This is a genomic window from Prosthecobacter algae, assembly GCF_039542385.1.
GTDB classification, from domain to species: domain Bacteria; phylum Verrucomicrobiota; class Verrucomicrobiia; order Verrucomicrobiales; family Verrucomicrobiaceae; genus Prosthecobacter; species Prosthecobacter algae.
Window position 1 is genome coordinate 370,636 of sequence record NZ_BAABIA010000002.1, and the last position, 22,911, is coordinate 393,546.

14 protein-coding genes are annotated in these 22,911 nt (G+C 61.0%); 9 read left to right on the forward strand and 5 right to left on the reverse strand.

The features are described 5' to 3' along the window. Positions 1-83 precede the first annotated feature (83 nt). Together ABEB25_RS24450 and pstB are read right to left on the reverse strand one after the other, a co-directional pair. Complete coding sequence (locus ABEB25_RS24450) at positions 84-4,934, reverse strand: vitamin B12 dependent-methionine synthase activation domain-containing protein (protein ID WP_425571972.1); 4,851 nt, start codon at positions 4,932-4,934, stop codon at positions 84-86. A gap of 76 nt (positions 4,935-5,010) precedes the next feature. Beyond that, a complete protein-coding gene (pstB, locus tag ABEB25_RS04940) occupies positions 5,011-5,802 on the reverse strand; it encodes a phosphate ABC transporter ATP-binding protein PstB (RefSeq protein ID WP_345735269.1) in 792 nt (263 codons plus the stop codon). Between the two features lie 170 nt (positions 5,803-5,972). Between pstB and ABEB25_RS04945 the strand changes: the two genes are divergently transcribed. From ABEB25_RS04945 to tsaD, 4 genes are all read left to right on the forward strand, one after another. Beyond that, positions 5,973-6,935: a PstS family phosphate ABC transporter substrate-binding protein gene (locus tag ABEB25_RS04945; protein ID WP_345735270.1), complete on the forward strand. Its 963-nt coding sequence runs from the start codon at positions 5,973-5,975 to the stop codon at positions 6,933-6,935. A gap of 137 nt (positions 6,936-7,072) precedes the next feature. Beyond that, a complete protein-coding gene (gene recN / locus ABEB25_RS04950; protein WP_345735271.1) occupies positions 7,073-8,734 on the forward strand; it encodes a DNA repair protein RecN in 1,662 nt (553 codons plus the stop codon). 82 nt (positions 8,735-8,816) lie between these two features. Then, positions 8,817-9,851 carry an L-threonylcarbamoyladenylate synthase gene (locus ABEB25_RS04955; protein ID WP_345735272.1) on the forward strand — a complete coding sequence of 345 codons (1,035 nt, stop codon included), beginning with the start codon at positions 8,817-8,819 and terminating at the stop codon, positions 9,849-9,851. A gap of 16 nt (positions 9,852-9,867) precedes the next feature. After that, positions 9,868-10,869, forward strand: a complete 1,002-nt coding sequence (tsaD, locus tag ABEB25_RS04960) for a tRNA (adenosine(37)-N6)-threonylcarbamoyltransferase complex transferase subunit TsaD (protein WP_345735273.1) — start codon at positions 9,868-9,870, stop codon at positions 10,867-10,869. 352 nt (positions 10,870-11,221) lie between these two features. On the opposite strand, the gene glmM is transcribed toward tsaD, so the two are convergent. The 3 genes from glmM to cdaA are packed head-to-tail and all read right to left on the reverse strand — an operon-like array spanning position 11,222 to position 13,584. After that, on the reverse strand, positions 11,222-12,586 hold the full coding sequence (gene glmM / locus ABEB25_RS04965; RefSeq protein ID WP_345735274.1) for a phosphoglucosamine mutase: 1,365 nt from the start codon (positions 12,584-12,586) through the stop codon (positions 11,222-11,224). A 58-nt stretch (positions 12,587-12,644) separates the two neighbouring features. Beyond that, positions 12,645-12,800: a hypothetical protein gene (locus tag ABEB25_RS04970; protein WP_345735275.1), complete on the reverse strand. Its 156-nt coding sequence runs from the start codon at positions 12,798-12,800 to the stop codon at positions 12,645-12,647. Next, positions 12,781-13,584: a diadenylate cyclase CdaA gene (gene cdaA / locus ABEB25_RS04975; protein WP_345735276.1), complete on the reverse strand. Its 804-nt coding sequence runs from the start codon at positions 13,582-13,584 to the stop codon at positions 12,781-12,783. The genes ABEB25_RS04970 and cdaA overlap by 20 nt, the downstream gene beginning before the upstream one ends. 151 nt (positions 13,585-13,735) lie before the next feature. On the opposite strand from cdaA, the gene ABEB25_RS04980 reads away from it, so the two are divergent. The 5 genes from ABEB25_RS04980 (at position 13,736) to gltB (ending at position 22,900) form a co-directional block, all read left to right on the forward strand. Then, on the forward strand, positions 13,736-14,494 hold the full coding sequence (locus ABEB25_RS04980) for a hypothetical protein (RefSeq protein WP_345735277.1): 759 nt from the start codon (positions 13,736-13,738) through the stop codon (positions 14,492-14,494). A 176-nt stretch (positions 14,495-14,670) separates the two neighbouring features. Next, positions 14,671-16,257 (forward strand): hypothetical protein, encoded by a 1,587-nt coding sequence (locus ABEB25_RS04985; RefSeq protein ID WP_345735278.1) that lies wholly within the window; start codon positions 14,671-14,673, stop codon positions 16,255-16,257. Positions 16,258-16,294: 37 nt separating this feature from the next. Further along, complete coding sequence (locus ABEB25_RS04990) at positions 16,295-17,671, forward strand: tetratricopeptide repeat protein (RefSeq protein ID WP_345735279.1); 1,377 nt, start codon at positions 16,295-16,297, stop codon at positions 17,669-17,671. 24 nt (positions 17,672-17,695) lie between these two features. Continuing rightward, positions 17,696-17,962: a hypothetical protein gene (locus ABEB25_RS04995; protein WP_345735280.1), complete on the forward strand. Its 267-nt coding sequence runs from the start codon at positions 17,696-17,698 to the stop codon at positions 17,960-17,962. Between the two features lie 354 nt (positions 17,963-18,316). After that, positions 18,317-22,900 carry a glutamate synthase large subunit gene (gene gltB, locus ABEB25_RS05000; protein WP_345735281.1) on the forward strand — a complete coding sequence of 1,528 codons (4,584 nt, stop codon included), beginning with the start codon at positions 18,317-18,319 and terminating at the stop codon, positions 22,898-22,900. The last annotated feature ends 11 nt before the right edge of the window (positions 22,901-22,911 follow it).

Genomic DNA, 22,911 nt, shown 5'->3' on the forward strand with positions numbered 1-22,911 from the left:
GGGACGAGCGCCAGCGAATTGTCTAAAACTATGATAACAGATTCAAATTTAACAATACCTCATCCCCTAGTAAAAAAGATGAATCAGTAGCCCAACCAAGGGCCGAGCCATTTTTCCACCTGCTCCACCGTCATGCCTTTGCGGACAGCATAGTCTTCCACCTGGTCCTTGCCCACCACGCTGATGCCAAAGTAATGCGCCTCCGGGTGTCCAAAATACAGGCCGCTGACGGCGCTGCCCGGATGCATGGCCATGCTTTCCGTCAGCTCAACCCCAGTCTGCTCCGTGGCCTGGATGAGGTCAAACAGGAGGGGTTTCTCCGTGTGGTCAGGCTGCGCGGGATAACCTGGGGCAGGGCGGATGCCACGATATTTTTCCTTCACCATTTCCTCATGGGTCAGGTCGCCGGGCTTTTCATAACCCCAAGCAAAACGGGCCTGCTGGTGCAGGTATTCCGCAAAGGCCTCCGCCAGACGGTCGGCAATCGCCTTCACGATGATGGCGCTGTAAGGATCCTGGATGGCATCGAACTCCTTGGCAAATTCATCCGCGCCATGGATGCCAACGGCAAAGCCGCCGATGTAGTCCGCCCGGCCACTGCCTTTCGGGGCGACGTAGTCGCTGAGGGCGTAGTTCGGGTTATCTTTCTTGATCACCTGCTGGCGCAGGGTGTGGAAGGTGGTGCGCACCTCGCTGCGGGACTCATCGGTGTAGATTTCGATGTCATCCCCGATGCTGTTGGCCGGGTAAAAGCCGAACACGCCACGCGGCTGGAAGCGCTGCTCCGCGATGATGCGATTCAGCAGTTCGTTGGCATCGTGATAAAGCTTCAGCGCCTGCTCATCCGCCTGAATTTTCATCTCAGGATCTTCATGGGCGGAGTTGAACCGGCCCTCGGCCGCGAGCCAACGACCACGCAGTTCCCAGGAGTGGAAGAAGGGCGACCAGTCAATGAAGGGCCGCAGGGTGGCGACGAGATCCGGCCCCTCATAGCTCTTCGTCCCCGTGAAGCTTGGGGTGGCGATCTCCTGGGTGGCCCAGTCGCACTTGTAGCCCTTCTCGCGGGACTCAGCGATGCTCAGCAACTGACGGTCCTTCTTCTTGCCATACTCCTCACGCAGACGAGCATGACGGGCCTCGTTGTTGCGAATGTAGTCTTCGCGCTGCTCTTCACTGAGCAGGGACGTCGTCACCGGCACACTGCGGCTGGCATCCAGCACGTGGACGATGGTGCCGCTGTAGTGCGGGGCGATTTTGATGGCGGTATGGGCCGCGCTGGTCGTGGCACCGCCGATGAGCAGCGGCTGCTTCATGCCCAGGCGCTCCATCTCTGAGGCTACGTGCACCATCTCATCCAGAGATGGGGTAATAAGGCCGCTGAGGCCGATGACATCGGCCCCCACTTCCACAGCCTTTTCCAGAATTTTTGCACAGGGCACCATCACGCCCATGTCCGTCACTTCAAAACCGTTACAGGCAAGAACGATGCCGACGATGTTTTTGCCGATGTCATGCACATCCCCCTTCACCGTCGCGAGGACGATCTTGCCGCCGCCCTGCTGGGCCGCTTCAGCCGGGATGAAATCTTCGGCAGTTAGGGCTTCTTGGGAGTTACCTGATACTCCGCCTGCGGCTCCATGAGCACGGCCTGCCCCGCCCGGCGAAGATTCTCCAGGCTGTCCTGTTCGATCTGCTTGAACAGAGTCGCCGTTTCCGGACTCAGTTTGGGAGAGAAATTGCGCCAGGAGCCGGTCAGTGTAGGCGGGCTGGAGTTTGTTTTCATAGAATTCTTGTTTGAGAGTTTGTTCGCCTAAAATCAGCAGTTCTTCAACGGATTTATAAAACCGCTCCGCCAGCCATTCCAGAGGCTTGACCTCGGGATGACCATGCTGGCTGTTATCCAAAAGGGTGATGGTGAAATCCGGCAAATGCCCAAATTTCTCAACCAGGGCCAAAGTCGTGCGGGCGGCATTGAAGTGACCGCCGGCAGCTCTTTTGAGAGGAACGACTCTGCCCAGCCCTTCAATGGAGCGGTGTACCATGTTGCGGATCGCCTGTGGCCAGGGAGCAAACACAAAACGAACGTCTACGGCGCATTTTGCCGCGAGAGCCTGGGCAAAATGCTCTTCACTACGGCCATAGTTCTGCAACGTGCCGTCCATTACCGCAATCACACCTTCCCGCAGAGGCAGACCGACCGTGGCGGTCGTTTTTCCGCTGCCTTGGCCTCCGGCATTGAAGACAATGGCATCCCCTGGTTTGGCGGATTGAAGACACTTGTCAAACATCCAGTCCACAAACGCCCCCGCTGGCTCCAGCGTCGCCACGCTCCAGCGTTGGCGGCTTTCGCGGGAGGCGGCGTAGTCGGCGCTCATCTCCTGCACGCTATTGCGGTCGAGGATGATGCCAAAACGGCGTTTGTATTCTTTCTCCGAAACCCCCAGATCTGCCGCCAGTTCAGCCGCGAATTTCACCTCCATGCGGCGTTCTTCCAGGGTCAGACCTGGGTATGGCAGATAGCTAAAACCTTCGCTCACCTGCACTTCACCACCGGTTTTCAAGGCCTCGGCAGTCTTACCGGCGATCTCCACCAGCAGCTCGCGCTCACGCGCCTTGCGAGCTTTTTCGATCTCCATGAAGGGCTGCAAATAGGCCACGCTCTGCTTCATCACACGGGCGCTTTTCACCACCTGCGGTAGGAACATCTTGCCCGCGCCAAAGAGGTCGCCAACGACGCTCATGCCATCCATCAACGGACCTTCGATCACGGACAAAGGCTTGCCGAGGAGAGTCAGCGCCTCGGCGGTGTCTTCATTGATGAAATCGGTGATGCCACGCAGCAGGGCGTGCTCCAGACGCTTGGCCACGGGGGCTTCACGCCAGGACATATCCACTTCCGTCTTCTTCGCGGCACCGGCTTGGCCTTTGAACTGCTCGGCATAGTCCACCAGGATCTCCGTGGCATCTGGGCGGCGGTTGAGGATGACGTCCTCCACCTTCACCAGCATGTCCTGCGGGATCTCTTCATAAACTTCCAGCATGCCTGCATTGACGATGCCCATGTCCATCCCCGCCTTGATGGCATAGTAGAGGAAGACGCTGTGCATGGCCTCACGCACCTTGTTGTTGCCACGGAAGCTGAAGCTGATGTTGCTGACGCCGCCGCTCACCTTCGCATACGGCAGGTTCTCCTTGATCCAGCGAGTGGCGTTGATGAAGTCCAGCGCGTAGTTGTTGTGCTCCTCCAGGCCCGTGGCCACGGTGAGGATGTTTGGATCGAAAATGATGTCTTCAGGTGGGAATTCCACCTCATCAACCAGAATGCGGTAGGCACGCTCGCAAATGCGGATCTTGTCCTCATAGGTCGCCGCCTGGCCCTGCTCATCAAAGGCCATGACCACGGTGGCCGCGCCGTATTGTTTGATCTTGCGGGCGTATTCCTTGAACTTCTCCTCGCCTTCCTTGAGCGAGATGGAGTTCACGATGCCCTTGCCTTGCAGACACTTCAGACCCGCCTCAATGATCTCCCACTTCGAGGAGTCCACCATGATGGGCACCTTGTTCACCTCCGGCTCCGTCTGCAGGAGGACGAGGAACTTGGTCATCATCGGCACGCCGTCGATCAGGCCTTCGTCCATGCACACGTCGATGACGTTGGCCCCGCTCTCCACCTGTTGGCGGGCGATGGTGACGGCCTCCTCCAGCTTACCTTCCTTGATCAGCTTCGCGAACTTGGGCGATCCCGCCACGTTCGTGCGCTCGCCGATCATGAGGTAAGGAGGACGCACGTCCTTGTCACCCGAATCAAACACAAACGGCTGCGAGCCGCTGAGGCGCATGGTGTGCCTATCCGCAGGCACCTGGCGCGGCGGCAGATTCTCCACGGCCTTGGCGATGGCGGCGATGTGCTCGGGCGTGTTACCGCAACAGCCGCCCATGATGTTCACGAAACCGCTGCTACCAAAGTCCTTCGCATACGCGGCCATGTCCGGCGGCAGCAGGTCAAAGCCTGTGGGTGCCAGTGGGTTGGGCATCCCCGCATTTGGATAGGCGGAAACGAAGCAGTCGGCCTTGGCGGACAGTTCCTCCAGGAAGGGACGCATCTTGTCCGGGCCTAACGAACAGTTCAGACCGATGGACAGAGGTTTGACATGGCGCATCGCGTTCAGGTAGGCCTCGGTCACCTGGCCAGAGATCATCGTCTCTCCCCCAGGACCGACCGCCGCACTGATCTGCACTGGCAACTCAAGCCCGTCCTCCTCGAACACTTCACGGATGGCCACCAGCGCGGTCTTGGCATTGAGCGAGTCGAAAATCGTCTCCACCATCAGGGTGTCCACCCCACCGGCGATCAGGGCGCGGATCTGGTGTTTGTACGCCTGCTTCACCTGGTCAAAGGTCACGTAGCGGAAGCTCAGGTCCGTCAGGTCCGGGAACTGAGAGAGGGACACGGTGAGCGGCCCGATGGCCCCGGCGACGTAGCGCTTGCGGCCTGACTTTTCACCGATCAAGTCAGCCCACTTCCGGCACTGCTGCGCGGAGTTAAAATTGATCTCCCAGGCGATGTCGTTGAGGAACTGGTCCTCCAGCATCTCTTGGAAAAACTCAGGATCCTTGCGGCGGCCATGCGGCACCTCGCGGAAGAACTCGGCCTGGGCGATGCTGGTGCCTGAAAAGGTGTTTGTCTCGATGATGTCCGCTCCGGCTTCCAGGAAGCGACGGTGGATGTCCTCGATGATGTCTGGGCGGGTGATGGAAAGGATGTCGCCGTTGTTCAGCAGGTCCTTGTCATTGGTCAGAAAGCGGTCCCCACGGGCATCGGCTTCCTTGAGGCCATAGCCGCGAATCGTCGTCCCCATGGCTCCATCAATGACCAGGATGCGCTGGCGCATGGCGGCTTCGAGTTCAGAGCGGACGTTGGGGCGGGCGGGCATGGGTGAAAATAGCCGCTGGCGGCGATGCGTCAATAACACATCAACGCATCATGATTTGAGGATGTGAAAAATAGCCTCACCCAAACCGACCCCGCACATAATCATCCGTCAGCTTCTGCTTGGGATTTTCAAACAGGGCCATGGTTTCATCGTATTCCACCAGCTTGCCCAGGTAAAACAGAGCGGTGAAGTCCGCGGTTCGCATCGCCTGCTGCATGTTGTGAGTGACGATGACCAGCGTGTAGGTCTCCTTGAGCTGATGAAACAGGTCCTCCACCCGAGCGGTGGCGATGGGATCCAGCGCGGAACAAGGCTCATCCATCAGCAGGATCTGCGGTTTCACCGCAATGGCGCGGGCGATGCATAGGCGCTGCTGCTGGCCGCCGGAGAGGCCATAGGCGCTTTGTTCCAGGCGATCTTTCACCTCATCCCACAGGGCCGCGCCGCGCAGGCTCTCCTCCACCACGTGGTCCAGGTAGTCTTTGCGTTTCTCACCATGCAGGCGCAAGCCGTAGGCGATGTTTTCGTAAATGCTGCGCGGAAAGGGGTTCGATTTCTGGAAGACCATGCCCACTTGGCGGCGGAGCTGCACCACATCCAGCGCGGTGCTGTGAATGTCCGTGCCCTCCACGCTGATGCTTCCTTTGCGCACGCCAGCACCATCCACACGGTCGTTCATGCGGTTGAAACAGCGCAGCAGGGTGGACTTGCCGCAGCCCGAGGGGCCGATGAAAGCCGTGGCCTGATGCCGGGGAATATCCATCGTCACATCAAACAGCGTCTGCTTGCTGCCATAATAGAAGTCCACATCCCGGACCTGGATGGAGGTAGGCAGGTGTGAGACGGGATTCTTTGCGGGGGCAGCCATGGAGCGGGCAAGATGATGAACCGGGCCGTCAACTTGGCAACTGCCCTTCTTGTCACATTGCTGATACATGCCGCCCAGGCACGTGACAAAACTGTCACACGTCTTTACGCGCCATGTGACAAAGCTTCCGCCATGAGTCCAGCCACGCTCCAATCCAACCTACGCAAAGCATGATGACTCGCACTTCCTTCCTCATCGCCCTCAGCCTCGGCAGCCTGGCCTCCTTCGCCCGCAGCGCTGAGGTGGATGCCGCCATCCCTGAATACAAGCAGGTGAGCGGAGTCTCCGGCAACCTCATTTCCATCGGCTCCGATACTCTGAACAACCTGATGACTCTCTGGGCGGAAGGCTTCAAGGCGAAGTACCCGAACGTGAACATCCAGATCGAAGGCAAAGGCTCCGCCACCGCCCCTCCGGCCCTCATCAGCGGCACCAGCCAGCTAGGCCCGATGAGCCGTGAGATGAAGCAGGAAGAGCTGGACGCCTTTGAGAAAAAATTCGGCTACAAACCGACCGAGATCAAAGTGGCGGTGGATGCCCTGGCTGTCTTTGCCCACAAGGACAATACCCTGAAAGGCCTCACCCTGGCCCAGATCGACGCCATCTTTTCCTCCACCCGCAAGCTGGGTGCTCCTGCGGACCTCACCGACTGGGGTCAACTGGGTGTGGACTCCTGGAAGGGCCGCGCCATCTCCCTCTTTGGCCGTAACAGCGCCTCCGGCACCTACGGCTTCTTCAAGGAGCACGCTCTCGGCAAAGGCGACTTCAAGAGCAGCGTGAAAGAGCAGCCCGGTTCTTCCGCTGTGGTGCAGGGCATCAGCACGGACGAGTTTGCCCTCGGCTACTCCGGCATCGGTTACATCAGCTCCGGCGTGCGCGCCCTGCCCATTGGCGAAAGCGCTGACAAACTGGCCGAGCCTTCCTATGAAAACTGCCTCAGCGGCGAATACCCCCTCGCCCGTTTCCTGCTGATCTACATCAACAAAAAGCCCGGCCAGCCCCTCGACGCGCTGACCACCGAGTTTGTGAAGTTCATCCAGAGCAAGGACGGCCAGCAGGTGGTGGTGAAGGACGGCTACTACCCCATCCCGCTCGAAGTCATCGAAGAAACTCAATCCACCCTGGCGAAGTAAGTTTCATCGTTCATCTTGGTTCCTGTGCATGCGTCAGAGATTCGTCTCTGACGCATTTTCATGTTCAAATGAATTGTACTTGCGGTTGAAATGCCGCAGAGATCTACGCATAATCGCTCCGCCAAACCTTTCCCACCATGCTCTCTTTCATCAAGATCCGTCACCTGGCCCTCGTCGAGGATGTCACCTGGGATTTACGAGCAGGTTTGATCGGAGTGACCGGTGAAACCGGAGCGGGCAAGTCCATCATCGTCGGTGCCCTGAAACTCATTCTGGGCGAACGGGCCGACCGGAGCCTCATCCGCAATGGCCAGGACACCTGCACCGTGGAGGCCAGCTTTCATCTGAAGGATACCCGCGCCGTGGATGCCGTGCTGGAGGAGGCCGGACTGGAGCCCTGCCAGGATGGCGAACTGCTGATCAAGCGTAGCATCAGCACCAGCGGCGCGAACAAGCAGCTCGTCAATTGTTCCCCCGTGACCATCCAGGTGCTGAAAGCCCTGGGCGAGCACCTCGTGGACCTGCATGGGCCGCACGACCACCAGTCACTGAACTCCCAAGACCGCCAGCTTGAGATGGTGGACAAATACACCGGCAGCGAAGACACCCTGCACAAATACCAAGCCGTCTGGCAGCAGTGGCGTGCCGCCCAGAGCGAGCTGGAAGACCTGGCCAACAGCGAACGCAGCAGCAGCCAACAGGTGGACATGCTGCGCTTTCAGGCCCAGGAAATCGCCGCCGCCGCGCTGAAGCCGGGCGAGGAAGAGGAGATCGAAGCCCGCCACCGCATCGCCGCCAATGGAGCCCGCTTAGCCGAAGTCTGCGCCGCCATCACCGCCCGTCTGGGCGAGGGTGAAGGCGGCATCCTGGATGCCCTGCGCGAAATCAGCCGCCACATCCATGAGCTGGAAAAGATTGATCCCGGCACCACCGCCATGTTTGAGGGATTCAAGTCCGCCCAGATCGAGCTCACTGAGCTAGAAAGCAGTGTGCAGGAATACGCCGACGACCTGGAAACCGACCCCGCCGAGCTGGCGCAGTTGGACCAGCGCATCCACACCATCCAGACCCTGAAACGCAAGTACGGCCCCACCGTCGCCGCCATCCTTGAATTCCAGCAGGAGGCCGAGCAGCGACTGGCAAAGATCGAGAACCGAGGCGAGGAACTGGAGCGCCTGGAAAAACTCGTCAAGGATCGCCGGGCCGAGGTGGAAAAACTCGGCAAACAGCTTTCCAAAAAACGTGCTGATGCCGCGCCCAAGCTGGCCAAAGAAGTGGCCACCCATTTGGCCGATCTCGGCTTCAAACGCAGCGTCTTCGAGACCCAACTTTCACCCCTGGCCGAACCCGCCCGCCAGGGCCTGGAGGAGGTGGACTTCCAGTTTGCCCCCAACCCGGGCGAACCGCTGAAACCCCTGCGCCTCACCGCCAGCAGCGGGGAAATGTCCCGCGTGCTTCTGGCCGTGAAAAGCGCCCTGGCCAAGCAGGATGCCGTGCCACTTCTCGTGTTCGACGAAATCGACGCCAACGTGGGTGGCAACATCGCCGAGGCCGTGGGCCACAAGATGGCCTCCCTGGGCAGCACGCATCAGGTCATCGCCATCACCCACTTCCCCCAGGTGGCCTCCCTGGCCGCCAGCCACTTCGTCGTCACCAAAGAAATCGAAGGCGACCGCACCAAATCCCACATCCGCGAAGTCGCTGATGGGGAACGCATCGAAGAACTCGCCCGCATGCTCGGCGGTAAGCTGGAATCCGCGCGTGAACACGCGCGGAATCTGCTGGCTTGGCGGGCTTGAGAGAAAGCTACTGAAGACGTGCCATCGCGCTCCTCCCCCTCCCCTCTTGCAATCGCCGGATCTTGGCGGAACGTGCGGGTTCATGTCCACCCCGATCCTGCCGACCGACCAGCCGCCCCTTTTGCATCATGCCGTGGAGGAGGCTGTGCGCCTGCTCCAGGCCGGGGACGTGGTGGCACTGCCCACAGAGACCGTCTATGGCCTCGCCGCCGATGCCCTGAATCCCCAGGCCGTGGCGAAAATCTTTGAGGTCAAGGAGCGTCCCACCTTCGACCCCCTCATCGTTCACCTGGCCGACATCAAGATGCTGGACCTGGTGGCGGACATTCCGGAAGAAGTGAAAAAAACCGTCGCCCGCCTCATTGAGCGTTACTGGCCCGGCCCTCTCACCCTGCTGCTGCCGAAGAAAGCCTGCGTGCCGGATCTCGTCACCGCTGGCCTACCCACCGTGGCTGTCCGCATCAGCAGCCACCCCATTTTTAAACGGGTGGCCAGCGCGCTGAACAAGCCCATCGCCGCGCCCAGCGCGAACCGTTTTGGAGCCATCAGCCCCACCTCCGCCAGCGCGGTGCTGGCCGAACTGGGTGGTCGCATCCCCCTCATCGTGGATGGTGGTGCCTGCCTGCATGGCCTGGAGTCCACCATCATCAAGGTGACGCCCGCCACCCCAAAAAATCTGATCACCATCGTGCGTCCCGGCCCGGTGACGCCCGAAGATCTGAAGCTCTACGGCCGCCTTGAGCGCATGACGCGCACCGTGGTGGATGGTGCCAGCGAGGCCCCCGGCCAGCTCGCCTCCCACTACGCCCCACGCACCCCTTTGCGCCTGCTCAGCAAACCCTCCGACTTCACCCCCGAAGAGGGCAAACGCTACGCCCTCATGAGCTACCGTGGCGAAGAGAAGGACGGCTACCTCGACCTCGCTGATTTTGAGCAGGTCATGGTCCTCAGTCCTGGCAATGGCAAGCTGCCGGAGGCGGCAGTGCGCTTCTTCTACGTCCTGCGCGAGCTGGACAAACTGGGCGTGGATGAAATCATCGCCGAACCGATGCTGGAACACGGCATGGGCGTGGCCATGATGGACAAACTGCGCCGTGCCTCCGTGCGCCCGGCCTGATTTTCCCTCCCACCGCATGGCCATCCTCGCCCTCGAGTCCTCCTGCGACGAGACCGCCGCCGCCATCTGCACGCCAGAGGGCCGCCTGCTCGCCTCCCGCATCGCCTCCCAGGCAGACATCCACCGCCTCTATGGTGGGGTGGTGCCGGAGGTGGCCTCGCGCAATCACATCCTCCACGTCCGCCCCCTCGTCGCCGAGGTTCTGGCGGAGGCAGGAATGCAGCTCGGCGACATCGCTGCCTTTGCCGCCACCAGCGGGCCCGGTCTGGTCAGCTCCCTGCTCATCGGCACCAGCATGGCCAAGGCCCTGGCCGTGGCGGAGAAAAAGCCCTTCCTCGCCGTGAACCACATGGAGGGCCACCTGCTGTCCCCCTTCATGGGCGAAAACGGCCCCGTGCGCCCTTCCATCGCCCTCATCGTCAGCGGCGGCCACACCATGCTCGTGCAGGTGCGCCGCGTGGGCGATTATCGTTTGTTAGGCCGCACACGCGATGATGCGGCGGGCGAGGCCTTTGACAAGGTGGCCAAAATGATCGGCTTGCCCTATCCCGGCGGGCCGGAGATTGACAAACAAGCTCGCGAGGGCAATCCCCGCGCCTACGCCTTCCCCCGCAGCTTCATGGATGGCCAGAGCCTGGAGTTCAGCTTCAGCGGCCTGAAGACCGCCGTGCTGTACGAGCTGCCCAAGCTCGACCTCGAAAACCCCACCGTCCTCGCTGACGTGTGCGCCAGCGTGCAGGAGGCCATCACCGAAGTGCTGGTGGAAAAGCTCGTCCTCGCGGCCCGCCAGACGGGCGAAACCCTCGTCACCGTCAGCGGCGGCGTCAGTTGCAATCGCGGCCTGCGGGAAAAACTCACCGCCCGCTGCGCCAAAGAGGGCCTCACCCTTCTGCTCGCCCGCCCAGACCTCTGCACGGACAATGCCGGGATGATCGCCTTCGCCGCCGCCCAACGCTTTTCGTTAGGCCACACCTCGCCACTGGAAGCGGATGTGGACCCGAATTTGGCTTTGGTGTAGTCCCCTGTCGATCATCTTCAAGGGCCGTTTTCTCCAGGACAGCCAAGCAGCCCCTCTCCCTGGCCTTTTGCTTCGCGGCTTCGCACCCCAGGGAGAGGGGGGCGTTTGGACTTCATGATCTAGAAGCAAGCGGGCTTTGTTTCTGCCAAGAGAGCCGGGCGGATTCTCGTCCGCTCCAGAAATACAAGGCGACCACAAAACCCTCCTCCCCCTGTGGGAGAGGCCAGGGTGAGGGGTTCCAGCCTTGGAAGCTCTAAACCCTGCCAAGTCCAAACCCGCCCCCCAAATCACCCACGATACTCCTTCACGGCAACCAATCCGCGAAACGAAAGATCTCGCCGGGCTTCCGAGATCACCCGATCTGCGCCAGGATCGCCGAGGCGATCTTGTCGGCCTGGGCTTCGAGGTACTCCACGTCGCGGCCTTCAATGAGCAGGCGGATGAGGGACTCCGTACCGGAGTAGCGCAGCAGCACACGACCGTAGTCGCCCAGCTTCTTCTCCGTTTCCTTGATGATCTTCTGGGCATCGGCCAGCTCTGTGATCGGCGGCTTGCTGCGCACGCGCAGGTTGCGGGCGGCCTGGGGGAATTTTTTGAGGCACTTGCGCAGGTGGCTCAGCGGCTCGCCTGTTTCCTTCATGATTTTCAGCACCTGCAGGCCGGCGATGAGGCCGTCGCCCGTGGTGGCCCAGTCGCCAAAGATGATGTGGCCGCTCTGCTCGCCACCCAGGTTCAGACCGCGGGAGTGCATTTCCTCCAGCACGTAGCGGTCGCCCACATTGGTGCGGATCACGCGGCCACCCAGGCGGGAGACGAGGTCGTCCAGGCCGTAGTTGCTCATGATGGTCACGGCCAGCGTGTTCTGCTTCAGCGTGCCTTTGCGCAGCATGGACTCGGCAGCGATGGCCATCAGTTCATCCCCATCCAGGGCGATGGCTTCCTCGTCACACAGGGCGATGCGGTCCGCATCCCCATCATGGGCGATGCCGGCCTGCGCCTGGGACTGGCGCACCAGACGCTCCAGCTCCTCGCTGTGCGTGCAGCCACACTCCTCATTGATGTTAAAGCCGTCCGGCTCACTGTGAAAGACCTGCACGTCCGCACCCAGTTGCTCCAGCGCCAGCGCACTGGTGTAGGAGGCAGCGCCGTGGGCATTGTCCAGCGCCACCCGCATGCCGTCCAGCCGCAGGCCGCCCATGCTGGCCACCGCGTGGGCCACGTAGCGCTCCACACTGTCTGCCATCCGGCTTACTCGGCCGATGCCACGCCCTTCTGGACGGGTGGCCTCTTCGGTATTGCCGAGGACGATCTTCTCGATGGCGATTTCCGTCTTGTCGCTCAGCTTGCGGCCGTTGCCGTGGACGAACTTGATGCCGTTGTCTTCAAAAGGATTGTGCGAGGCGCTGACCACCACGCCAAAGTTAGCCCCGGTCTGCGCGGCCAGCATGGCCACGGCAGGGGTGGGCACCATGCCTGCGAGGACGACATCCACCCCGGCGGAGTTCAGACCTGCGATGAGGGCAGACTCCAGCATCTCCCCGGAAGCGCGCGTATCCCGCCCGATGATGCAGCGGGGCCGGTCGCCCCCTTCAGTCCGGCTTCCCAGCACAGCCGCCGCCGCCTGCCCCAGGCGAAGGACAAACTCAGGGGTCATGGGATGGCGATTGGCCACGGCGCGGACGCCGTCGGTGCCGAAGAATTGACGCTTTTCAGACATAGAGCGCGCGGTTTACCTCAGGACTGCCCCAGTGTCAAAGCCCGCCGCACAAAGTCGCTCACACGGCACGCAGGGGCGGCAGGGGCGGATAGTCGCGCGGCCCCACGCTGATCTGGCTCTTGATCATGAACCAAAACAGAAAGGCCAGCAGCAGCGCCACGAATTTTTCGCGCCAGTTGCGGGTGAAAAAGTTTTTAAACTGGTCCCAGGTCACGGGTCGGTTCCTCCTGCACGGGTTCGGGGGCGGCAGCGCCAAAGGTCAGCAGCTCATTCAGACGGTCGCGTAGTTCCTCTGGCTCAAGGTCGTGCTCCAGCTTGCCCCGGTAGGCCAGGGACAGGGCTCCGCTTTCCTCACTCACGATGAGGGCGATGGCGTCGGTCTCTTCGGTCACGCCCATGGCGGCGCGGTGGCGCAGGCCGATGGCGCGGTCCCGCACCTCCCTCTGGCTGACGGGGAAAACGCAGCCCGCTGAGGCAATGCGGCCCTGGTCGATGATGGCCCCGCCATCGTGCAGGGCCGTCTTCGGATGAAAGATGGTGGTGATGAGTTCCGGTGAAAGGCGTGCATCCACGCTCACCCCCGTCTCCGCCAGCAGGCGCAGGTCAATGCCGCGCTTGATGGCAAAGAGCGCCCCACAGCGGCGGGCGGAAAGCTGCTGCATCGCCTCCAGCAGCACGTCCAGCGATTCTGGATCCGGCCGGTTCAGCGAAAACATGCGGTGGCTGCCCAGCTCCGCCAGCACGCGCCGCAGCTCCGGCTGGAACAGCACCACCAGGGCGATGGCCAGGAAAACCGAAATGCGCTGCAGCAGCCAGGTGATCACCTCCAGCTTCAAAAGCTGCGAAACCAGCGCCAGCCCCAGAAGTAGCATGAGCAGCCCCGTGAGGATGCGTGCCCCGCGCGTGGCGCGGAAGAACAGGTAGGCCTGATAGACCAGCACGGCGAGGATGAGAATCTCCACGCCATCGCGCCAATGCTGTTTTAGGATTTCCCACATGGTGGCTGTTCTTGCTCAAAGCCTAACGAAAGGCTGTATGCAAGGATTTCATGATGTTCCGGCGCATTTGCCCCGCCTTTTCTCACTTCCTGAGGCCCAGGCTCCAGAATGCTCATGACAAAGCCCCACCCTTTCTGATACAAAGCCGCTCATGTGCTGCTTTTCTGGCCCCGTCCATGAAGTCAAAAACACCCGCATTTTTGCCAGGGTCGGTCAGCGGGGACATCAGGCCATCGTTTATCAAATGGGTATCCAGGCGGACCAGGAAGTCGCCATGGTCCTGCCTATTCCCGTGAAGGCTGGGGAAGGGGAGAAAGCCGTCACATTTCATGACCTGCAGGGTTATCCAGCGCTCTTCGACGATCTTCACAAAGCCTTTCCGGTGCCTGCAAGCACGTACAGCGATACGTTTGGGGCCGCTCCCGCGCCTGCGCCCGGAAGGGGCAACCTAAAGGTCGTCTCCGTCGGGGCTTTCGATGCCAGCTATGTGCCCGGCATCGCCGACTTCACCCGTCTGGATGAGCGCTTCCGCCTGCCCGCCGATGTCTGGCCCCAGCTCCCTGGCTATCCCGAGTTTGGCTTTGCTGTGTTCAAGCTGAAGCCCGGCCATTCCAAGATCCAGCCCATGGCCTTCACCTTTCCCACAGCGCGGCCCGCAGAAATCTTCTTTCCCACCCTGCACATCCACGACGGCAAGATTCACGAGAAAGAGCGCTTCGACCACACGCTATATTGCAAGAGCACCCGGCACGATCTCTCCAAATGGGAGGAGTCGCCCAAGCTCGCCGTCAGCTTTGCCAAATGCGGCCTCACCCATGGCATGCTGCGGCCCGAACAGCATGTCTATCGCCGCAGTCTGCATGGGCTGCTGGTGAATGGCGACATCGTCGTCAAAGCGAAGCAGGGCTGACTTCCACGCAATTGTTTCCTGGCGATTTGCAAGACCCGCCGATCACCCGCTGCAAAGTAGCCTTTCGCCCACCCTACTCTTTCCATGGCGCATCGTTTCCACGGCCCCTCAGATTAAAGTGTTGCCGTTGAAATTATAAAATTTTACAAACATCCGCCTAACAGGATGTTGCGAGCATGAACGCCGAACAAATTTCAAAAGCGGCGGAACGCCCTGCCAGCCTCCCTGTGCAGGGTCGCAAGGTCGTCCTACTTGCCATTCTTTTGGTTAGTCTTCTCAGCCTCCCGTTCGGGGCCGTTTCTCAAGAGCGGGAGTATTTCCCCATCACGCCCAATCCCAGGGTCCCGCCCACGGTCAATCCCAACCCGTCGCGGCCCTTTGATGTCCGTCCCTCCGACGTCCGCCGCCCGCCTTCCTCCCTCAATCCCGACAAGCCGAAGACCGTCGATAAAAACAAGATCAAGTCCCTCTTCGACAAAGCCAAGGATCAGCCGGAGCCGAAAAAGAAATCTTCCGGCGGCGGCGTCAGCACCCAGAGCGCCACCGGCACCTCCAAGGAGCCCAAGGCCAAACCGCGCCCCGACCGCCTGCCTGAGCCGGAGCCGCCAAAGCCCGCCGCCAGCCGCGGACGCGATCCTGAGAAAAAGGTGTTCCCGCTGGAAAGCCCCGCCGAAAGTCTGCCGCTGAATCCAGAGACGGTCACTTCTCCGCCTAACAAGGTCAATGACCTGCCCCCTCCCAGTACCGCGGTCCTGCCCACCATCAAGGCCGAGGACATGCGCATCGGGCCACAGATTGACCCCCGGCCTTTGGACCTCGGAGTCTTCCAGCAGGTGCCGGAGCGGCCCAGTGTGGAGCTTCCCAAAGGTGGGGCCGAACTCCCCGGCACCGGCCTGCCAGGGAAGGATGGCATCGGTGGACTCAAAGGTGGCTTTCAGGGCGGGCTTCAACGCCCCGACCTCAACCACGACACGGGCGAAGAACGCTACCAAGGGGAATCCCCTTTTGCCAACAATCCTGCCACCGATCCCTCCGGCGCGCTGGGAGAAGCGGGCGGCTGGCTGGGTACCGCTGGTCAGGCCTACGGTGGCAAAGGAGGCAAGACCATGGAGCAGGTGGGCGGTCTCATGCAGTCTGAAAGCCTGGGCCAGGCCGCAGGCAAAGGGGCCGACATTCTGCTGCCTGGCAGCGGCTCCTTTGTGGAGGCTGCTGCCAATGGTGACACCACGGGCATGGTGAATGCGGGTGCCACCGCTGCGGGCAATCTCGCTTCAGATCTCGCCATCGGCCTCATCCTCGGTTTTGTCGGCGGCGGCATCCTGGGCATGGCCATTGGTTATGCCCTCTCCGCCACCGGGGCTGGTCGGGCCATCGCAGACGGAGTTACGGCAGGCGTGAAATGGATTGCAGAAAAAGTCGGCCTCGGGGGTGGTGAAAAGCCTCCCGAACCTGAACCCGCTCCCGCTCCAGAGCCCGAAATCTACGACGAAAATCACTCCAAAGGCGGCGGCAAAAAAGGCCCCTCCGTCATCAATGAAAACCAGATCCGCCCTCTCCAGGATCAGCTCAACGAAGACCTTCTTGGGGAAAACCGCGACGCCGAAGAATTTGTGGATACCTCTGATGCCCCACCTCCCAGCAAAGTCGCCGTCGGTGCTGGTTGCGACCCTGAAGAACTGGCCAACAAAGGCGGCGGCACCATCAATTTCAAAGATCCTTTTACCGTCAAAGATATGGAAAAACCCGGCTACGATAAATACTAAAGACCCGGCCCACAGCACACTCCCCTTTCATCTCCCTATGCATTGCTCCCGTCTCCTTCATCTCGGCTCCTTCGCCCTCCTGCTGGCGCTCGCCTCCCCGCTGCAGGCCGAACTCAGCCCCGCTCATCAGCGCTTGGCTGCCACCATGAACGCCGGAGATCCCGACCAGACCATCCTGGCGGCGGATGCGCTTTTGAGCCAACAACCCCAAGACGTCACCGCCCTGCGGGCCAAGGCCATCGCCCTCATGGAAAAGGAGCAGTTGCCGGAAGCCATTGCCCTGCTCCGTCAAGCCTTGAAAATCGACCCCGACAGCGTCGCCTGCCGTTATTACCTGGCCGAAGCGCTGGGCACGAATGGCGATGTCGCTGAATCGGTTCGGCTACTGGATGAGGTGAAACTGCGTGCGCCTGACTCTGAATATGCTCGCCGGGCGGATGTGGTGCTGCCTGAGCTGCGCCCCATGCTGGCGGAAATCTCCCCCTTTTATGACACCTCCCTCGGCTCCAACATGATCGAGTCCCCAGCCGGGGCCGAGAGGCGCTTTAAGGCTCAACTGCGTCTGGCTATGGAATACGATGACAACGTAGCAGCGCGTGCTTCCAATTCCCCCCTCACCGGCCCCGAGGCCTCAGGCCGCGTGCTGCTCGGCTGGGCGCTCGACTACACACCGCTGCATCAGGCGCTGGATTCCGGCCCCTTCAGCCTCGGTCTCACCCTGGACGGCTACCAGAGCTGGCACGAACGCCAGGCCCTGAACGATTTTGATGTGAATCAAAATATCGTCGGTGCCTACCTGGATCGCCAGGGCAAGCTGGACACCCTGCCCTACCGGGCCCGCCTTTCCGGCAACTGGGAATACACCGAGGTGGGCAACGAATTTTTCAACCACGCCGTCGGTTTCAAGACCCTTTTTGACCTTCAGTGGAAGCCCTGGGCCATGACCTCCCTCCACTACGGTCTCGACGACAAGGACTTCAATGACGACACAGCCACCCCCGGCACCTTTTCCCGCGATGGCACCTACCAGACCGCCGGAGTGGACCAATACTTCTACCTCTGTGAAAACCGCCTCATTTTGGGTCTGGGCTACGCCTACCGCTGGGCCGACACTCGCGGCACCCAGTTTGAAACCAGTGCCCACAGCGTGAACACCTCCGTACAAGTCTCCCTGCCCTGGAAGCTCACCTGGCGCGGGGCCCTCAGCTACTCCAGCGAGGACTTCACCCAGTACACACCGGATCCTCAACGACTGGATAATGCCTGGATGGTCTCCACCTCGCTCTCCCGCCCCATCTTCAACGAGAACCTGAGCGTCGAGCTCAGCTACCACTACTTCATTGCCGACTCCTCCGTCGCCTTCGCCGAATACCAGCGCCACATCGTCGGCCTGGGCCTCAGATACCGTTATTGATCTCAACCTCTGGCAATCTACCCCATGAAAAAGTTTCTCTCCATTCTGGCCATCGCTTTCGTTTCGCTCAGCGCGATCTCGCTGCAAGCAGGCACCGTGAAAGCCGAAGAAGAATTTGACCGCACAGCCGGCCTCTTCAAACGCACTTGGAAACCGGCACCGCCGCAGGCCACGCCGCGCTTCCCACGCCCCACACCTCCGCAGGTCCTCCCAGGTTTGCCACCGTGGTCTCAGCAGCCGCAGGGATCACAGACCCCTGCGCCGATTGTCATCATCACCCGGCCCGTCTAGCCCTCCCGGCAGCTTGGCTACCATCTTTTGGGGAAGCCTCCCCCGCAGCTAAGGTCAGTGGGTGCTAGGGCATACCCCGCACCCACGGCCTCACAAAGATTTTTCGTTTTTGCTTCTTCAGCCTCAGTAAAAGTGCTTTTCCGGGGCTAAAACTGCGGCTCACCTTCGAAAATCCAAGCTGGGGCGACTCCCTATTTATGCAAAGCGGCTTCCTCTAGCCCCGATATCCTCAGCTCCCTGAACGCCAGATTATCTCCTTGGCACTCTAGTTGCTTGCCAATTGGCTTCGACGGTTACAAACTACCCGCCCCTCCGACCAGATGGCTGTCGTCTGGCAGAGGGGTTTTCTGCCCCATGAAATACCCATTCTACGACCAGGATATCCCCAACGAAGGCTCGCTCCACTTGATGGACATGGAACGCGATGCCTGCGGCGTCGGCTTTGTTGCGAACATCCATGGTAAACGTAGTCGTGACATTTTGGACAAGGCGATCTGCGGCGTCTGCAGCGTGCAGCACCGTGGCGCGGTGGATGCCGACCGGGTAACCGGTGACGGCGCAGGCGTGCTGACCCAGATCCCCCACAAGGTGCTGATGCCCGAAGTGGAAAAGATGGGCCACAAGCTAGAACATCCGATGGACCTCGCCGTGGGCGTCTTTTTCCTGCCCCATGACCAGACGGAGCGCCTGAAAATCCAGCTCGTGGCTGAAGGCATCCTGCGCAACCGCGACATCAAGGTCCTGGGCTGGCGTGACGTGCCGGTGAACCCGAATGAGCTGGGCGAAAAAGCCCGCCGCACCATGCCCTTCATCCAGCACCTGTTCATGGAGCGGCCTGAAGCCATGGATGACAACTCCTTTGAGCGCCAGCTCTACCTCGTGCGCCGGGAACTGCGCATCAAGGCCAAGGAAGCCAAGCTTTCCGAGTTCTACATCGCCTCGATGTCCCACCGCACCATCGTTTACAAGGCGCTGCTGCTGCCGTCCTCCCTGGAGAAATTCTACACGGATCTCCAGAGCGATGACTACGACACCTCGATGGCCCTGTTCCATCAGCGTTTCTCCACGAATACCTTCCCGACCTGGGCCCTCAGCCATCCCTTCCGGATGCTGGCGCACAACGGCGAAATCAACACCGTGCGCGGCAACCGCAACTGGCTTTCCAGCCGCGCCAGCGACTTCGAAAACGAAGTCTGGGACAGCGAAGAATGGCTGTTGAAGGACCTCGTGGATGCCAACAGCTCGGACTCCGCCAGCCTGGATCAGGCCCTGGAACTGCTCGTGCTCAGCGGTCGCTCCCTCACCCATGCCATGGGCATGCTGGTGCCGAGCGCCTATGGCATCGACCCGACGACCTCCAGCGAGCTGAAGGCCTTCTACGAATACCACGAGTGCTTCAGCGAGCCTTGGGATGGCCCTGCCGCCATGGTTTTGACCGATGGCCTCAGCGTCGTCGCCAGCCTGGACCGCAATGGTCTGCGCCCGAGCCGCTGGAAACTGACGGAAGATGGCGTTTTCGCCCTCGGTTCTGAAGTCGGCATCATCCACATTGACGACGCCAAGGTCATCAAAAAAGGCCGTCTTGCTCCTGGCGAAATGCTGGAAGTGGACATCCTGAAGGGCAAGGTCCGTTTCAATGACGAGATCAAGTCCGCCCTCGCCCAGCAGCAGCCTTACGGCGAGTGGCTGAACAACCGGAAAAACCTCACGGTCCAGACGCCACAGACGCCGAAGGAAGTGCTGGACATCCTGCCGCTCTCCCAGCGCCAGGCCGCCTACGGCTGGACCAAGGAGGAGATCGACTTCTCCCTCGTGCCCATGCTGCAGAAGGGTGAAGAAGGCATCTACTCCATGGGGGACGATGCTTCTCTCTCCATCCTCAGCACGCGCCCGCGCCTGCTGACCACCTACTTCAAACAGCTCTTCGCCCAGGTCACCAATCCACCGATTGACCCGATCCGCGAACGCGCTGTGATGAGCCTGGACGTCGTCCTCGGCTGGCAGCGCAACTGGCTGGGTGAAACTCCGGAACACGCCAGTGTCGTTCACCTCACCTCCCCGTTCCTCTTTGAGAGCGAGCTGGCCGACATCAAGGCCCTGCCTGACTTCCCGCACCGCGTGCTAGATGCCACCTGGCCGATCTCTGAAGGCGCTGCGGGCATGAAGAAGGCCCTGGACCGCCTTTGCTATGAAGCCGAAGCCGCCGTCAATGATGAAGTCCGCATCCTCATCCTCAGCGATCGGGGTCTGGATGAAAACCGCGCGGCCATCCCGGCCCTGCTGGCCACCGGTGCTGTCCACCATCACCTGAACCGCAAGCAGGTGCGCATGCGCCTCAGCCTCGTCATCGAGACTGGCGAAGCCCGCGACACCCACCAGATGGCCTGTCTGTTCGGCTTCGGCGCCAGTGCCGTGTGCCCTTACCTCACCTTTGACACCATCCAGGAAGTCCTGGAAAATGACAAAACCGCCCGTAAGCCCGCCCTCGAAGGCGTGGACTACGCGAAGGCGCTATACAACTTCCGCAAAGGCCTGGAAAAAGGCGTGCTGAAGATCATGAGCAAAATGGGCATCTCGGTGCTCAGCAGCTACACCGGCGCTCAGATCTTTGAAGCCGTCGGCATCGGCAGTGAGGTGATGAAATTCGCCTTCACCGGCACCCCAAGCCAGATCGAAGGCATCGGCTTCAACGAGATCGCTGAAGAAGCGCTCGCCCGCCACGCCCTCGGCTTTGGCCAGCCCGTCCCCTCCCCTGAGGCGGCTGCCAGCAATGTGGACCTGGGTGACCCCGGCTACTACCGCCCCCGCCAGAAGGGAGAGACGCACGCCATCACCGGCCCGGTCATCAAGAACTTCCACACCTTTGTCAAAACCGGTTCTGCCGAAGACTACAGCAGCTATGTGGCTGCCCAGCTTCAGAATACACCGGTGGCCCTGAAGGACCTCCTGGAATTCGTGCCTAGCTCCGACGGTCCTATCCCGATTGACGAGGTGGAATCCATCGAAGACATCCGAGTCCGTTTCACCACGGCCGCCATGTCCCTGGGCGCCATCAGCCCTGAGGCTCACGAAGCCCTCGCCATCGCCATGAACCGCATCGGCGGCAAGTCCGACTCCGGTGAAGGCGGTGAAGATCCAAAACGCTTCAAGCCTTACGAAAACGGTGACTGGGCGAACTCCAAGATCAAGCAGGTGGCCTCCGGTCGCTTTGGTGTGACTGCCGAGTATCTGGCCAACGCCTGGGAACTCGAGATCAAGATGGCCCAGGGTGCCAAGCCCGGTGAAGGCGGCCAGCTCCCCGCCATGAAGGTGAATCGCATGATCGCCCGCCTGCGCAATACCACGCCTGGCGTCATGCTCATCAGCCCGCCGCCGCATCATGACATCTACTCGATCGAAGATCTGGCCCAGCTCATCCATGACTTGAAGGAAGCCAACCCCCGTGCCCGCGTCTGCGTGAAGCTCGTCGCCGAATCCGGCGTCGGCACCGTGGCTGCCGGTGTGGCCAAGGCCAATGCCGACATCATTCTGGTCTCCGGCCACGATGGCGGCACGGGTGCCAGCCCGCTCAGCTCAATCAAGCACGCTGGTCTCCCTTGGGAACTCGGCCTCGCCGAAGCCCAGCAGGTGCTCATGCTCAATGGTCTGCGTGAGCGCGTGACCCTGCGTACCGATGGCGGTCTCCGCAACGGTCGCGACATCGCCATCGCCGCCATGCTCGGCGCAGAAGAGTTCAACTTCGGCACCATCGCCCTCATCGCCCTCGGCTGTGTGTATGTGCGCCAGTGCCACCTGAACAACTGCCCTGTGGGCGTTGCCACCACGGATCCGAAGTTCCGCGCCAAGTTCAAAGGCAAGCCCGAACACGTGGTGAACTTCTTCAACGGCGTCGCCCAGGAAGTCCGCGAGATCATGGCCCAGCTTGGCGTGGCCCGCATGAACGACCTCATCGGCCGTCCCGAGTTCCTGCGTCAGCGCGAAGTCCCCGGTCACAAGAAGGCCAACATGATCGACCTTAGCCGCGTCCTCAAAGACGTGGGCAAGGACCTCCATCAGGACGTCCCGCGCACCTGCCAGATGAACCAGAATGACGGCCTCGACCAGCACCCGCTGGACGACCGGATCATCCAGGACGCGCAGTTCGCCATCAGCGACAAGCGCAAGGTCAAACCCGTCCGCTACAAGATCAAAAACACTTTCCGCAACATCGGCACCAAGCTGAGCGGTGAGATCGCCTTTCACCACGGCAACCATGGTCTGCCAGCAGGCAGCGTGGACGTGACCTGCGAAGGCAGCGCAGGCCAGAGCTTTGGCACCTTCCTTTGTGGTGGAGTCAAACTTACCCTCATCGGTGAAGCGAATGACTATGTCGGCAAAGGCCTTTGCGGTGGTGAAATCATCATCCGCCCGAGCCCGCTGCTCAACCCAGTCTGCAACACTTGGGAAAACAGCATCATGGGTAACACCGTCATGTACGGTGCCACCAGTGGCCATCTCTATGCAGCGGGCCGCGCTGGCGAACGCTTCTGCGTCCGTAACTCCGGGGCCACGGCTGTCGTCGAAGGCATCGGTGACCACGGTTGTGAATACATGACTGGCGGTGTCGTCGCGGTCCTCGGGACCTTTGGCAAAAACTTCGGTGCTGGCATGAGCGGCGGTGTCGCCTACCTGTTGGATGACACCAACGCCTTCGGCCAGCTCCACAACTCGGAGATGATCAAAGGCGACGCAGTCACCGATCCGGAAGACATCAACCAGTTGAAGAAGCTGGTGAGCGACCACTTCGAGAAGACCGAAAGCCTGCGCGCCAAGGACATCCTCGACAACTGGGCCACCTACCTGCCTCAGTTCGTTAAGGTGACCAGCAAGGCCGAACCCGTCCAGGTCCCGGCTGAAGAGGAACTGCCCGTCATCGAAGGCACCCCAGCCAACGCGTAAGCGTTTAGCCC